Origin of the sequence: Nonomuraea sp. NPDC005692, assembly GCF_040631115.1 — a bacterium.
In the GTDB taxonomy this organism is placed as follows: domain Bacteria; phylum Actinomycetota; class Actinomycetes; order Streptosporangiales; family Streptosporangiaceae; genus Nonomuraea.
In genome coordinates this window covers 71,707-85,560 of record NZ_JBEXYU010000001.1, presented here as the reverse complement: position 1 = coordinate 85,560, position 13,854 = coordinate 71,707, and the positions used below count along the sequence as shown (strand labels likewise).

The 13,854-nt window shown below is 73.0% G+C and carries 15 protein-coding genes and 1 pseudogene; 10 read left to right on the top strand and 6 right to left on the bottom strand.

The features are described 5' to 3' along the window. Positions 1 to 6 precede the first annotated feature (6 nt). A complete protein-coding gene (locus tag ABZ459_RS00420; RefSeq protein ID WP_357964199.1) occupies positions 7 to 1,269 on the top strand; it encodes an SGNH/GDSL hydrolase family protein in 1,263 nt (420 codons plus the stop codon). 120 nt (positions 1,270 to 1,389) lie between these two features. On the opposite strand, the gene ABZ459_RS00415 is transcribed toward ABZ459_RS00420, so the two are convergent. After that, complete coding sequence (locus ABZ459_RS00415; RefSeq protein ID WP_357965832.1) at positions 1,390 to 2,322, bottom strand: RNA polymerase sigma-70 factor; 933 nt, start codon at positions 2,320 to 2,322, stop codon at positions 1,390 to 1,392. A gap of 123 nt (positions 2,323 to 2,445) precedes the next feature. Here ABZ459_RS00415 and ABZ459_RS00410 point away from each other — a divergent pair, with 123 nt between their 5' ends. Then, the gene (locus tag ABZ459_RS00410) at positions 2,446 to 3,291 is read left to right on the top strand and encodes an SDR family NAD(P)-dependent oxidoreductase (protein ID WP_357964197.1); all 846 of its coding nucleotides are present in this window, start codon (positions 2,446 to 2,448) and stop codon (positions 3,289 to 3,291) included. 96 nt (positions 3,292 to 3,387) lie between these two features. Then, entirely contained in the window at positions 3,388 to 4,578 is a 1,191-nt protein-coding gene (locus tag ABZ459_RS00405; protein ID WP_357964195.1) for an alpha/beta hydrolase, read from the top strand. A 132-nt stretch (positions 4,579 to 4,710) separates the two neighbouring features. Here ABZ459_RS00405 and ABZ459_RS00400 read toward each other — a convergent pair. Both ABZ459_RS00400 and ABZ459_RS00395 read right to left on the bottom strand, forming a co-directional pair. Further along, positions 4,711 to 5,055: pseudogene (locus tag ABZ459_RS00400) on the bottom strand (SRPBCC domain-containing protein); the annotation flags it as partial. 12 nt (positions 5,056 to 5,067) lie between these two features. Next, complete coding sequence (locus ABZ459_RS00395) at positions 5,068 to 5,895, bottom strand: helix-turn-helix domain-containing protein (protein ID WP_357964194.1); 828 nt, start codon at positions 5,893 to 5,895, stop codon at positions 5,068 to 5,070. A gap of 217 nt (positions 5,896 to 6,112) precedes the next feature. On the opposite strand from ABZ459_RS00395, the gene ABZ459_RS00390 reads away from it, so the two are divergent. Genes ABZ459_RS00390 through ABZ459_RS00375 form a run of 4 tightly spaced genes read left to right on the top strand, consistent with a single transcriptional unit; the run spans position 6,113 to position 10,881 of the window. Then, positions 6,113 to 7,009, top strand: a complete 897-nt coding sequence (locus ABZ459_RS00390; protein WP_357964192.1) for a siderophore-interacting protein — start codon at positions 6,113 to 6,115, stop codon at positions 7,007 to 7,009. 7 nt (positions 7,010 to 7,016) lie between these two features. Beyond that, complete coding sequence (locus ABZ459_RS00385) at positions 7,017 to 7,847, top strand: ABC transporter ATP-binding protein (RefSeq protein ID WP_357964191.1); 831 nt, start codon at positions 7,017 to 7,019, stop codon at positions 7,845 to 7,847. An 8-nt stretch (positions 7,848 to 7,855) separates the two neighbouring features. Then, the gene (locus tag ABZ459_RS00380) at positions 7,856 to 8,824 is read left to right on the top strand and encodes an iron-siderophore ABC transporter substrate-binding protein (protein ID WP_357964189.1); all 969 of its coding nucleotides are present in this window, start codon (positions 7,856 to 7,858) and stop codon (positions 8,822 to 8,824) included. Continuing rightward, complete coding sequence (locus tag ABZ459_RS00375; protein WP_357964187.1) at positions 8,821 to 10,881, top strand: iron ABC transporter permease; 2,061 nt, start codon at positions 8,821 to 8,823, stop codon at positions 10,879 to 10,881. The genes ABZ459_RS00380 and ABZ459_RS00375 overlap by 4 nt, the downstream gene beginning before the upstream one ends. A gap of 37 nt (positions 10,882 to 10,918) precedes the next feature. Here ABZ459_RS00375 and ABZ459_RS00370 read toward each other — a convergent pair whose 3' ends face one another. Genes ABZ459_RS00370 through ABZ459_RS00360 form a run of 3 tightly spaced genes read right to left on the bottom strand, consistent with a single transcriptional unit; the run spans position 10,919 to position 11,896 of the window. Beyond that, positions 10,919 to 11,077, bottom strand: a complete 159-nt coding sequence (locus ABZ459_RS00370; RefSeq protein WP_357964185.1) for a hypothetical protein — start codon at positions 11,075 to 11,077, stop codon at positions 10,919 to 10,921. A 38-nt stretch (positions 11,078 to 11,115) separates the two neighbouring features. Beyond that, positions 11,116 to 11,496 (bottom strand): YbaB/EbfC family nucleoid-associated protein, encoded by a 381-nt coding sequence (locus ABZ459_RS00365; protein ID WP_357964184.1) that lies wholly within the window; start codon positions 11,494 to 11,496, stop codon positions 11,116 to 11,118. Between the two features lie 10 nt (positions 11,497 to 11,506). After that, positions 11,507 to 11,896 carry a YbaB/EbfC family nucleoid-associated protein gene (locus ABZ459_RS00360; protein WP_357964182.1) on the bottom strand — a complete coding sequence of 130 codons (390 nt, stop codon included), beginning with the start codon at positions 11,894 to 11,896 and terminating at the stop codon, positions 11,507 to 11,509. Between the two features lie 84 nt (positions 11,897 to 11,980). On the opposite strand from ABZ459_RS00360, the gene ABZ459_RS00355 reads away from it, so the two are divergent. From ABZ459_RS00355 to ABZ459_RS00345, 3 genes are read left to right on the top strand one after another with little or no spacing between them, the layout of a single operon-like run. Next, on the top strand, positions 11,981 to 12,295 hold the full coding sequence (locus ABZ459_RS00355; protein WP_357964180.1) for a hypothetical protein: 315 nt from the start codon (positions 11,981 to 11,983) through the stop codon (positions 12,293 to 12,295). After that, positions 12,286 to 13,173 carry a hypothetical protein gene (locus tag ABZ459_RS00350; RefSeq protein ID WP_357964179.1) on the top strand — a complete coding sequence of 296 codons (888 nt, stop codon included), beginning with the start codon at positions 12,286 to 12,288 and terminating at the stop codon, positions 13,171 to 13,173. The genes ABZ459_RS00355 and ABZ459_RS00350 overlap by 10 nt, the downstream gene beginning before the upstream one ends. A 6-nt stretch (positions 13,174 to 13,179) precedes the next feature. After that, complete coding sequence (locus ABZ459_RS00345) at positions 13,180 to 13,851, top strand: hypothetical protein (RefSeq protein WP_357964177.1); 672 nt, start codon at positions 13,180 to 13,182, stop codon at positions 13,849 to 13,851. Positions 13,852 to 13,854: the final 3 nt, after the last annotated feature.

The window sequence follows — 13,854 nt, the reverse complement described above, 5'->3', positions numbered from 1 at the left end:
CCACTCATGCTGTTCGCCAAGACCCTGGCCGCGCTCACCCTCGCCTTCACCGCCGTCCCCGCCGTCCCCGCCGTCCCCGCCCAAGGCGGTACGACGCAGCCCCGCTGGACGGGCGCCTGGGCGGCGGCCGTCCAGCAGCCCTCGCCCGGCGGGCTGCCGTGGTCGTCCAACTGGTCGGAGCAGGGCTTCGAACGCCACTCTGTCCGTCAGGTGCTCCGCGTCACCGGGCCGGGTGCCGCGCTCCGCGTCACCATCTCCAACCGGTACGGCACCGCGCCGCTCACCGTGAACGGGGCGACGATCGCCAAGGCCGCGACCGGCGCCGCCGTACGTCCTGGCACGCTGCGCGCCGTCACCTTCTCCCGGCGCGCGGACGCCGTGGTCAAGGCCGGTCAGGAGCTGGTCAGCGACCCGATCCCGCTCCAGGTGCAGGCGCTCGACCGGCTGGCCGTCACCCTCTACTTCCATGGCGCGACCGGACCCGCCACCTTCCACGACGTCTCCTCGGCCACCAGCTACCGGGCGTCCGGCGACCACCGGTTCGACCCGCGCGGCACCGCCTTCACCGACACCACCCAGTCGTGGTACTTCCTCAGCGGCGTCGACGTGCTCGGCGCCTCAGCCCGCGGCGCGGTGGTGACCTTCGGCGACTCGGTCACCGACGGCACCGGCTCCACCCCGGACGCCGACAACCGCTACCCCGACCAGCTCGCCGAGCGCCTCGTCGCCTCCGGCGCCCGGCTGACCGTCCTGAACAGCGGGATCTCCGGCAACCGGGTCCTCTACGACCACCCGCTCTTCGGCGAACGCGCCCTCGCCCGCTTCCAGCGGGACGTGCTGGACAAGCCGGGCGTGCGAACGGTGATCGTGATGGAGGGCATCAATGACATCACCTATCGTGACCCCGACGTCACCGCCGATCAGATCATCGCGGGGCACCGCGAGTTGATCCGGCGCGCCCACGCCCGGGGGATCCGCGTCGTCGGCGGCACCATCATGCCGTTCAAGGGCAACCCGTGGCTCTACCCCGACGGTACGCCTGAGCCGTACGGTCTGGAGCAGGTCCGCGACCAGGTCAACGCCTGGATCAGGACGGCCGGCGAGTACGACGCCGTGGCCGACTTCGAACGCGCCCTCGTCGCCCCGGACGACCCCGACCGGCTGCGCCCGGAGTTCAACGTCCGCGAGGGCCAAGAGGGCGACTGGCTCCACCCGAACGACGCGGGCCTGAACGCGATGGCCGAGACCATCGACCTGAACGCACTGTAGGGCCGTGGCCACCGACACGTCGGGAACGACCGTCAAGCAGACCGTCATCCGCGCCTACGCCGTCGGCTGATCGGCCCAGGACCGTGAGGCGGTCATCAGCCCTGTTCGGCGCACGTTCGATCAATGGGCGCGGCGGCGTGCGCCGGGGGCGTGCTGCTTCTTCTCGCGGATGACCGCGTGGGCGTCGGCGAGGGGGCCGAGGTGCCGGAGTTTGTCGGGATTGACGATCGAGCGGATGGTGTGGAGGCGTCCGTCCATGATGTCGAGCGACCAGATGCTGACGATCCGGCCGGCGCGGTCGCGGATGATCGCGCCCGGCTGGCCGTTCACCTCGTGCGCCTCCAGCACCGCGCCGATCCGGGCGAACGGCGCGACGGCGATGGACAGCACTCGGGCCACCTTCGCCACGCCGAGGACGGGCAGGGTACTTCCGATCTTGCCGCCGCCGTCGTTGACCAGCCGGACATCGGCGGCCAGCAGTTCCCGCAGCCCTTCGACGTCCCCCTCCTTGAGCGCGCCGAAGAACCGCCCGGCGAGTTGGTCCCGTGACCGGCGATCGGCCTGGAAGCGGGGCCGGCCCGCGTCCATGTGGCGGCGCGCCTGCACCGCGAGCTGGCGGCAGGCCGCCTCCGACCGCTCCACGGCGGCGGCGATCTCCCGGTAGCTGAAGGTGAACACCTCGCGCAGCACGAAGACCGCACGTTCGAGCGGGCTGAGCCGCTCCAGCAGGATCAGCGCCGCCATCGACACCGAGTCGGCCAGCTCCGCCGACCGCTCCGGGTCCTGGTAGGGGTCGGTCAGCAGCGGTTCGGGGAACCACGGCCCGACGTAGGCCTCGCGCCGCACGCGGGCCGAGCGCAGCACGTCGATCGAGATCCGGGTGACCGTCGCCGACAGGAAGGCCTTGGGCGACTCGGGCCGGGTCGCGGAGCCCTCGTAGCGCAGCCAGGTCTCCTGGACGGCGTCCTCGGCCTCGCTCACACTGCCCAGGATCCGGTAGGCGATCGCGAACAGCAGCGGCCGTAGCGCCTGGAACTCCTCGGTGCGGGTCACGCCGACCATTGGTATCACCATGGCTGGACAAAGGCGACAAGTGTCGCAGGTCACACTCGCGCTGGCTCACATCCGTGCGGGGCTGTCTCGTCCAGGGGGTGTAACAGCTGAAAGGAGCACAGCATGCAGAAGGTCTGGTTCGTCACCGGCTCGTCCCGCGGCCTGGGCCGCAACTTCGTGGAGGCCGCCCTGTCGCGCGGTGACCGGGTCGCCGCCACCGCCCGGAGCACCGCAGGCCTGGAGGAACTGGCCGACGCCTACGGCGACGCGGTGCTCCCGCTGGAGATGGACGTGACCGACAGGGCCGCCGTCTTCGCGAGCGTGCGGCGTGCCAAGGAGCACTTCGGCCGGCTCGACGTCATCGTGAACAACGCCGGCTACGCCCAGGTCGGTGCGGTCGAGGAGCTGACCGAGCAGGACCTGCGCGACCAGCTGGAGACCAACCTGTTCGGCGCGGTGTGGGTGGTCCAGGCCGCACTGCCGTACCTGCGCGAGCAGCGCTCGGGGCACATCGTCCAGCTGTCCTCGGCCGCCGGGGTCATCGCCATGCCGCTCGGCGGCGCCTATCACGCCTCCAAGTGGGCCCTGGAGGGCCTGAACGAGGCGCTCGCCGGCGAGGTCGCCGAGTTCGGCGTCAAGGTGACCATCATCGAGCCCGGCGGCTTCGCCACCCGGAACGGCAACAACCCCGACCCGCTCGCCAACGGCCACATGGCCAGGACCGACCCGGCCTACGACGGTCTCCGCCGGCGCCTGGGCGCGATGGCGGGCAAGATGCCCGCAGGAGACCCGGCCGCCGCGGCGCAGGCGCTTCTGAAGCTCGTCGACTCCGCCAACCCGCCGGTTCGGGTGCTGTTCGGCAAGGGCTTCCACCCGCTGATCCAGCAGGCCTACGCCGACCGGCTCAGGACCTGGGCCGACTGGCAGGACCTCTCGATCGAGGCGCACGGCCCGCTCCAAGCTCGCTGACCGGCCTCCTCAGCCCTGACCCCTGTCAAAAGTAAGGGTCCGAGCCTGTCTTTCGGGCATGTGGGGGGTGGTGGCGTCATTTCTACAGTTCTGTACATGATCAGAACTCGCCGTAACCCCGCCCCCCTCCTCCTCGCCCTGGCACTGGCCCTCCCGGCGGCCGTCGCGGCGTCGTCGCCCGCCGCCGCCTCCACCGCGGGCACCTCCGACGTACGCGTCGCGATCCCGCAGCCCACCGGCCGGTACGAAGTGGGGCGCGACACCCTGCACCTCGTCGACGCCGGCCGCCGCGACCCGTGGATGCCCGCGGCCGCACGCGAGCTGATGGTGTCGGTGTACTTCCCGGCCCGCACCGGCGGGAGCGCCGCGCCGTACATGACCGTCGACGAGGCCCGGCTGCTCCTCAGGGGGCAGAAGCTCGACACCGTCTTCAAGCCCGGGCAACTCGCCGACGTCAGTACGAACGCGCACCTGAACGCCCGTCCCGTCGGCGGCAGGCACCCCTTGGTGGTGCTCTCGCCGGGGTTCACCCTGAACCGGGCCACCCTCACCACGCTCGCGGAGGACCTCGCCTCCAAGGGCTACGTCGTCGCCCTCGTCGATCACGCCTACGAGTCGTTCGGCACGACCTTCCCCGGCGGCCGTACCCTGACCTGCGTCGCCTGCGAGACGGTGGAGAGCGCCCCCTCCGACGAGGCGGAGAAGGCGCTGATGGCCAAGGCCGCGGTCAACCGGGCAGCCGACCTGTCCTTCGTGATCGACCGGCTGACCCGCCCCGTACGGTCCGCGCCCGCCTGGAAGCACTGGCAGATGATCGACCCGCGCCGGATCGGCGCCGCGGGCCACTCGCTCGGCGGCAACGCCGCGGCCAGCGTCATGGCCGCCGACCGGCGGGTCCGCGCCGGGGTGAACATGGACGGCTCGTTCTTCGCCCCGGTCGCGGCCTCCGGCCTCGGCGGGCGGCCGTTCCTCATGCTCGGCACCAAGGCCCAGCACTCACCCGGCTCCGCCGACACCACCTGGGCGCGGGACTGGCCGCGCCTGGACGGCTGGAAGCGCTGGCTGACCGTCGCCGACTCCGGCCACTTCACCTTCATCGACCTGCCCATCCTGGGCGCGCAGGTCGGGATCGTCGACCCCGCCGCGCCCCTGTCGGGCAAGCGGTCGGGCGAGATCACCACGGGGTACGTCGGCGCCTTCTTCGGCCGGCACCTCCGTGGCGAGCGGCAGCCCCTGCTGAACGGCCCGTCCGCCGCCAACCCGGAGGTGTCCTTCCAGAACCCCTGAGGCCGGGCCGGCTGCCTGTGCTCGCCGGCGGGCACGGTCCGCGGGGCTGCCGAACGGGCTTCCACCGCCGGCCTCCAGATGGTCGCGCAGACTCGTCATGTAGTGCTGCCAGCTGCGGCTGCACATGCCGAAGCACTCCAGGTCCCCGCTCAGGCCCTGGTGGTGGAAGACGAGCTCGGAGGTGCCGCCGCCGACCGGGGTGATGGTGAACGCGGGCCTCGTGCCGATCCAGTCGGGCAGGAAGGGGCAGTCGACGACGGTCCATCGCACCGACGTCGGCCGGGTCGCCTCCTCGACGCGGATCACGAGCGGCTCGGGGGCGTTCATGAGGAACCGCAGCTCGCCGCCGGTCGTGCCGGACCCGGTCGCCGGGTTCCACCACGCCGCGAGCCCCGCAGTGGTGGTGAGTGCGTCGAAGAGGGCGTCAGGAGAGGCTTTCACCCGCACGGTCGTCCGGTAGTCGGCAGTGCTCGCCATGGCCCGGTCCTTTCAGTTGTCGGAGGCCGATGCCGCGGCGGCGATCGGTTCGAGCTTCGCGGCCAGCTCGTCGAGCTCGTCCGCGTTGAGCACGTCGTACGCCGGGGCGGCCAGCTCGTCGGTCAGCGCCTCGATCCGCTGCTTGGTCTCCCGGCCGGCGTCGGTGAACCCGCCGGCGGTGTCCACGAGGCCGCGGGCGCGCATCCCGTCGACGACGGCGGTCAGCCGCGCTTTGGGCAGGTGGTGGATCCGGCCGAACTCCTCCGCCCGCATCCCGAGGGAGAGGGCCATGAGGACGTGGGCCTCGGTGCCGCCGATGCCATGGGCGAGCAGGGCGGCGTTGTGGCCGTCCCCGCGGTGCTCCCGCAGCAGCGTCGCCGCGTGCCAGAGCCTGGCGACCGGCTCCTCGGGCACGTCGAGCGCCCGCAGCCCGGCGTACAGTGGCCGGCCCTCGGCCGGCGCGCTGACCGCCGCTCGGGTGGCGAGGTCGGCGGCCCGCACCAGACCGGGGGAGTCGGCCAGTTCCCCGATCATCTGCCGCAGGGCGGCGGCGCTGCCCTGCTCGCGCACGGTGATCGCCTCCTGCGGGGTGATCTTTCCCCACACCCAGGGGATGTGGCGTGCCACCTCGCCGTCGGCGAAGTTGTAGAACACCGCGTGGACCACCTCGGCCGGTGCCAGGCCCAGCGGTGCGGCCCGGCCGGCGAAGTATCCGTCCCAGTAGTTGCGCATGCCGACGGCCAGGAACGCCTCGTTGGCCACCTCGGAGAAGGTGGCGGTGGCGATCGGCTCGACGAGCTCGAACATGCGGTGGATCCTGGCCTGCGGGTGGTGCTGCATCGGTCGGCGTCTCCCTCGGTCGTGACAGCTGGTCGTGACAGCCCCTCGGGGGCGACTGTTCACCCTGGCTACGAACGACGCGGCCCGGATCCGACAACTCCGGCCGAGAATTTTCCGACCTGGACGTGATCTACGTTGTAAAGGCGTCGGCTCCTGTCGGCGGGTTTTCCGATCGGAGGTTTCAATGTAGGTTAGCCTAACCTAACTAAGGAGCTCCGTGGTGGTTGACCCTTTTCGTGCCTTCGACGTCCAGGTTCGAGGCGTACGGCGGCTGAGTCCGTCGTTCCTCCGCGTGACCTTCACCGGGGATGACCTGCACGAGTTCGCCGACAACGGGTACGACCAGCGCGTCAAGCTGGTCCTGCCGACCCCCGGCGCGGGCGTGACGCGCTTCCCGCGCGGCGCCGACTGGTTCAAGCAGTGGTACGCCCAGGGCGACCAGCGCAACCCGCTGCGCACCTACACCGTCCGGGCGGTCCGCCCCGAGGCCGCCGAGGTCGACATCGACGTCGTCCTGCACGACGACTCCGCCGGGCCCGCCGGGCCGGCCGCCCGCTGGATCGCCACCGCCGAGCCCGGCTCCCAGGCGGCGATCTTCGGCCCGAACGGCCGCTACGACGGCTTCCACGGCGGCCTGGAGTTCCGGCCGCCCGCCGGCTTCGGCACCGTGCTGCTCGCCGGTGACGAGACCGCCGTCCCGGCGATCGTCGGCATCCTGGAGCGCCTGCCCGCCCATGTCACCGGCGAGGCCCTGCTGGAGGTGCCGCACGAGGAGGACTTCCTCCCGGCCGTCGGCGAGTCGGGGGTGAAGGTCACCTGGCTCGCCCGCGGCGACGCTCCGTGGGGCGCCCGCCTGGAGCCCGCCGTCGCGGAGGCCGCCGCCAGGCTCCTTCCCGCGGGCGCGGCAGGCGCCGAGCCCGAGGAGATCGACGTCGACGCCGAGATCCTCTGGGAGATCCCCGAGAACGGCGACGGCCCCTGCTACGCCTGGCTGGCCGGCGAGGCGGCCGTGATCAAGCGGCTGCGCCGCCACCTGGTCTCGGAACGCGGCATGGACCGCAAGGCCGTGGCCTTCATGGGCTACTGGCGCCAGGGCCGCTCCGAGGACGCGTGAGCCCGCCATGACCGACCCCCTGCTCCCGGGCTGCTCCGGCCCCGCGCTCACCGGCACCGACCTGTGCCTGGGCTACGCGGGCCGCCCCGTCGTCGACGGCGCCTGCATCAGCCTGGCCACCGGCGCCGTCACCGCCCTGGTCGGCCCGAACGGCAGCGGCAAGTCCACCCTGCTGCGCGCCCTGGCCCGGCTGCACCGCCCCGACTCCGGCGAGGTACGGCTGGCCGGCGGCGCCGACGCCCTGGCCCTGTCCGCCCGCGACTTCGCCCGCCGGGTGACGCTGCTGGCGCAGAGCCGTCCCACCCCGACCGGCGTACGCGTCAAGGACGTGGTCGGCTACGGCCGCCACCCCCACCGCGGCCGCTGGCGGGCGGGCGACCCCGGCGGCGAGGCGGCGATCGAGCACGCCATGGAGCTGACCGGCGTGCGCGCCATGGCCGGACGCGCCGTCGACGAGCTGTCCGGCGGCGAGATGCAGCGCGTGTGGCTGGCCACCTGCCTCGCCCAGGACGCCGGCGTGCTGCTGCTCGACGAGCCCACCACCTTCCTCGACCTGCGCTACCAGGTCGAGCTGCTCGAACTCGTGCGCGACCTGGCCGACCGGCACGGTGTGGCCGTCGGCGTCGTCCTGCACGACCTGAACCAGGCCGCCGAGATCGCGGACCGGGTCGTGCTGCTCCAGGGCGGCCGGGTCCGCGCCGACGGCGCGCCGCCCGAGGTGCTCACCGAGGACCTGCTCACCGAGGCCTACGGCATCCGCGTCGAGGCCACGATCGATTCCCTCACCGGACTGGTCCGCACCAGGCCGCTGGGCCGCCACCTGGCGATGAAAGGCTGAAAGATCCCATGCGTTCCCTCCCGGCGGTCATGGCCGCCATGCTGCTGCTGACCGCCTGCGGCACCACCGAGCCCCCCGTGGCTCCCGCGACCCAGGCGCCGTCAGGTGCCGCGGCCCCGATCAGCGTGACCGACGCCCGCGGCAGGCAGGTCACCCTCGACCGGCCCGCGACCCGCGTCGTCGGCCTGGAATGGGGTGAGGTCGAGATGCTGGTCGCACTCGGGGTCCAGCCGGTCGGAGCGGCCGACGTCAAGGGATACGGCACCTGGGTCACCGCGGCCCCGCTCGACCCCTCGGTCAAGGACGTCGGCACCCGCCAGGAGCCCAGCGTCGACTCCATCGCCGCCCTCCAGCCGGACCTCGTCGTCATGGAGTCCGACGACGCCGGCCTCATCGGCCAGTTGGAGAAGATCGCCCCGGTCATCGTCGCCAAGGGCAGCGACGCCGCCGCGAACCTCACCCGCATGCGCGCCGACCTCACCATGCTCGCCACCGCCGTCGGCAGGACGGAGCAGGCGACCAAGGTGATGGCCGACTTCGACGCCGCGATGGCCGACGGCAAGGCCAGGATCGCCGCCTCCGGCTCGGCCGGGCAGAAGTTCATGATGGCCGACGGCTGGAAGGACGGCAGCAAGATCTCCATTCGCCCGTTCGGCAAGGGCGCCCTGGTCTCCGACGTGGCCGAGCGGCTCGGCCTCACCAACGCCTGGACCGGCGAGGTCGACGAGCAGTGGGGCCTCGGCAGCACCGACGTCGAGGGCATGACCGCGGTCAAGGACGAGAACCTGCGCTTCTTCTACAACGCCTCCGACGGCGTCGACGTCTTCGCCGACCTGGCGGGCAACTCCCTGTGGAAGTCGCTGAGCTTCGTCAGGCAGAACCAGATCACCAAACTGCCCGACGGCATCTGGACCTTCGGCGGCCCCCTGTCGTGCCGGCAGTACGCCGACGCCCTGGTGAAGGCCTACGCCGGGTGATCACCGCAGTCGAGGCCCCCGCGACGCCGCTGCGCAGGCTCGGCGTCGCGGGGGCCTTCCTCGTGACCCTGGCCGTCATCGCGGCGCTCGCCGCGCTCCACCTGACGCAGGGCACCTCCGACACCGACCTCTTCGCGCTCGACGAGCAGGCGATGAACGTCCTGGTCGCCTCCCGGCTGCCGCGGCTGCTGGCGGCGGTCAGCGTCGGCGTCGCGCTCGGCGCGGCGGGCGCGCTGCTGCAGTCGGTCGCACGCAACCCGCTGGCCTCGCCCGACACCCTCGCCGTCAGCAACGGCGCCTACCTGGCGGTCGTGCTGGCCGCCACCTTCGGCCTGAGCCTGCCGGCCTTCCTGTCCGGCGGCCTGTCCTTCCTCGGCGGCCTGGCCGCCGCCGCCCTGGTGCTCGCCCTGTCGGCGGGCGGCAGGACCGGCACCACCCGGCTGATCCTCGCCGGCTCCGCGACCGCGCTGGCCCTGCAGTCGACGACCACCCTGCTCATGATCCTCTTCCAGGAGGAGAACACCGGCCTGTTCGCCTGGGGGAGCGGCTCGCTCGTGCAGAGCGACCTCGGCGGCGTCAGCCAGATGGCCCCGGTCATCGTGGTGGCGATCGGGGCGGCCGTGGCCCTCGGCTCCCGCCTCGACATCCTCGGCCTGGGCGACGACACCGCCTCGGTGCTGGGCGTCGACGTCCGGCGGTTGCGGCTGACCGTCGTCGTGCTCGCCGTCATGCTCTCGGCCGCCGCGGTGACCGTGGCCGGGCCCATCGGCTTCGTCGGCCTGTGCGCGCCGGTCGTCGTCCGCCTGCTGGCCCGGCGGCTGCCCGAGCTGGGCCGGCACCGCGTCCTGGTGCCGCTCTCGGCGCTGGCCGGCGTGGTCGTCCTGCTCGCCGCCGACATCGCGCTGCGATTCGTGCTGGGCGCGCAGGCCGGCGTGGACGTGCCGCCGGGCGTGGTGACCGCGATGCTGGGCGCGGGCGTGCTCATGTGGCTGGCCCGCCGGCACCGCGACGCCGGGCCGACCCGGCGGCCGCCGACCGTCCGCACCGCCGACCCCGGCCGCGCCGCCTTCGCCGTGATCCTGCTGTCCGGTACGGCGCTGCTGATCGTCGCCGTCGTGCTGGGCCTGCTCGGCGGCGACACCTGGTTGCTGCTCGGCGACGTCGCCAACTGGCTGCGGGGCAGGACCGGCAGGGCCCTGACGTACGTGCTCGACCAGCGCTGGCCGCGCGTCGCCGCGGCGGTCCTGGCCGGTGCGGCGCTCGCCGTCTCCGGCGCGGCCTTCCAGGCCGTCTCCCGCAACCCGCTGGCCGAGCCGGGCGTGCTCGGCATCACCGCGGGCGCCGGCGCGGCGGCCGTCGCGACGCTCACCCTCGTGCCCATGGCCGGGATCGCCGCGGTGTCCGGCGCGGCCGGGCTCGGCGCGCTCGCCGCCTTCGCCCTGGTCCACCTGCTGGCCTGGCGTGGCGGGCTCAGCTCCGACCGGCTCGTGCTCATGGGCATCGGCGCGCACGCGCTGTTCAACGCGGTCACCGTGCTGATCATCGTCAAGTCCGACCCGTGGAACACCGCCAAGGCGCTCACCTGGCTCTCCGGCTCCACCTACGGGCGGGTTCCGGCCCAGCTCCTGCCGGTGGCCGTGGCGCTCGCGCTCTTCCTCCCGCTCGCTCTGTGGCTGCGGCGCGACCTCGACCTGCTCGCGCTCGACGAGGACACGCCCCGGGTGCTCGGGGTGCCGCTGGAGCCCGTGCGGCTGCTCGCGCTGGGCGGCGCCGTGCTGCTCACGTCCACCGCGGTCTCGGCCGTCGGCGTGGTGGGGTTCGTCGGGCTCGTCGCCCCGCACGCCGCCCGCGCGCTCGTCGGCGGCAGGCACGTGCGGCTCCTGCCCGCCGCGGCGGTGCTCGGGGCGATGCTGGTCAGCCTGGCCGACACGCTGGGGCGTACCGTCATCGCGCCCGCCCAGGTGCCGGCCGGGCTGGTCACCGCACTGCTCGGCACGCCGTACTTCGTGTGGCTGCTCTGGCGCTCACGCGCCGGCGGCCGGACCGCCTCACCGTGACCTTTCGACAGGGACGGGCGCGTTGATGGTCTCGGTCCTAGCGGTAAGAGGCGGCGGCGATGTGATGGGCGCGCTCGGGCGCCTGGCCGAAGTTGGAGGCGATGCTGCACAGCATGGTGCCGCCGGAGAGCAGCACGGCCGTACGGCTGGGGCGACGCGGGGCGTCGCCGTGCCGGCGCCGTGCTCGTCCTCCCATGCCTCGATCATGACGCCGGGTCGCATCCCGTGCCTGGTTCACGCCCACTCGGCGCCGAGCAGCCGTTCCAGCTCGGCCTGCGTCCGGTCCGGGTCGTAGCCGGGGACGGCCTCGCGCATGAGGTCGTGGGTGCGCCGCCGGACGTCGGCGGCCGCCGCCCGTACCGCCGCGAGCGTCTCCTCGGCCAGGTCCTGGCCGCCCAGCCGCAGGGCGCGCGGGCCGTAGCGGACGTCGAGGACGCGCCCGTCGGCATCGACGGTCACCCGCACGTGGCCCGACGGGCCCTCGCCGGTGCCGGTGACGGCCCGCAACTCGTCGTGTGCCGACTCCAGCCAGGCCAGCATGCGCTCGCCTTGACGGGCGGCCTCGTCCAGCTCGCGTTCGCTGATGTTGGCGGGGTCGATCTGCGGCCCGAACACGCTTCGCCTCCTAGTAAAGGTCGTTGATCGCCTGCTCGACCCGCGCGCGTACGAAGGTCTCGTCCAGCGGTGCCGGCACGGCGGCGGTGGCGTCCCGCACGCCGTCGGCGATCTCCCGTGCCCGCCGCCCGGCGTCGTCCTGTGCGGCCCGCAGCACCTCGGCGGTCTTCCTGCCGAGGGCGGCCTCGTCCAGGCGCAGCGCGCGCGGGTCGATGCGCAGGCGGGTGGGGACGCCGTGGCCGTCGGCGAACGCCTCGACCAGCCCGTCGTCGCTCTCCGCGCGGCCCTCCACCCGGCCGATGGACGCCCTGGCGTCGTGCAGCGCCCGGATCGCGCGGCGGCTCTGGGCGACGTACTGGTGCAGGTACTCGGCGTCGTCCTCCGGCGCAGGTGAACGCATGTCGACCTCCGACAGTCAGTCACGGGAAAGTTCAGTGTAGAGGTAAACATCTGTGCCGGAATTGACTGGATATGCTTTCTGGGCATGACGGGATTTGAGATCGCCACGGGGGCGGTGGGTCGTGACGGCGCGTACGTCACCGGCCATGGGGCGAGCTACGACGCCGCGGTCATGCGGCTGCGGCAGCGGGGGAGCGGCGCCCGGACCTTCGGCGGCGAGGGGCTGTTCGCCACCATCATCGCCACCTACAACGAATGCCTGCAGACCTCGCTCGACGCGCTGACGGGGATCGGCGGCCAGATCGCCGAGACCGGCGAAGGGCTGCGCATGGTGTCGAGGAACACCCAGGCGGCGGAGAGCGCCACCGTCGAGAGCTTCGGGGGCCCCGCATGGCGGTGACACTCGACCCGCACGTGGCGGGCTTCCTCAACCTCATCGGTTTCCCCTGGCCGAACGACAACGAGGACGAGTGGCGCCTCGAGGCGAACGACTGGCGGGTCGTCCTCGCCGCGTCGTCGGCTCAGGGCACCGCGGCCGACGAGTCGGTCCGCAACGCGCGGCAGTCCTACCAGGGCGACTCGGCCACGTACCTGGCGAGCCACTGGAACCAGGTCGGCGACGGCGGCGGCCACATCTCCCAGGCCGCCTCCGCGGCGAAGGTCGCGCCGGCCGTCCTCGACGGCACCGCGAACGTGGTCAGCGCGGTCAAGCTGGCCGTGGGCACGCAGGCCGCGTACGGACTGACCGCCGCCACCCAGGCGCTGCTGTTCGGCGGCGCCGCGGGCGGCATGCTCGCCCTCGCGCGCATGCAGATGACCCGCCACGCCGTGGGCAAGGTGGCGCTCGAAGGCGCCGAGGGCACCGCCAGGGGCCTGGCGCCGGTGCTGAGCGGCCGGGTGACCGACACCATGCGCCGCATCATGAAGGAGATGGAGAAGCGGCCGCACGCCCGCGACGGCATGCTCCAGATCCGGCGCAGGCGCGGCGGGGGCGGCGGCGGTGGCAAGGGCGGCAAGGGCGGCGGCTACGACCCGAACGCCTCGGCGAGCTTCGACAACGCCGCGCAGCGCATGCACGGCAGGTTGCCCAACAGCAACGACGTCAGCAAGATGACACCGGAGCAGGCCAGGCAGGCGGCGGCCGAGGTCAAGGACAGCATCCTCACGCGGAAGATGAACGAGGCCCGGCTCGGCAAGGACTCCGGGCACGCCGCCCGGCTGGAGCAGGAGCAGAAGCTCCTGAACGACCTTGAGCGCAAGGCCAACGAGGGGAAATAACGCGAGATGCAGACACAGACGGGCGACGACCTGATGGCGCGCATCCTCGCCCGCCCCGCCGACGACGAGGCCCGCGGCCAGGCCGCCAACGACCTGCTCAACGAGCTGTTCGACGGCTATCCCGTCGAGAACCTGCGCGTCCTGCTGCGCAGCGGCGACGACGACGCCGTGCAGACCGGCGCCTGGCTGCTGTCGGAGCTGGGCGAGCCGGCCGAGCCGCTGCTGGACGAGGTCCCCGGCCTGCTGGCCCATCCGCGGCCTCAGGTGCGGTTCTTCGCCGTCGAGTTCGTGCTGCTCGCCGCGGACGAGCGGCACGCCGACGTCATCGCCCAGACCCTCGCCCTGAGCCGGACCTCCGACACCGGCATCCGGTGGAAGGTCCTGCACCTCCTGGCGATGGCCTCGACCGAACAGCTCATGGCGGGGCTGTCCCGGCTGGCCGACCCCGAGGTCGGCCGGCTCACGGCCGGGCTGGTCGCCTCCGACACCGAGGACCCCGACCCGGGTGAGGTCGTCGCCGCGCTGGAGGGCGACGACCCCGTGGCCCGCCTGTTCGCCGCGGCGATCGCGACGCGCATGGCCGAGGACGACCCGGCGCTGCTGCGCCTGGCCGCCAGGGTGGGGGACGAGGAGGTCAGTTCGTTCGCGCAGTGGCAGCTCATGCGGCTCCAGGACTAGCGC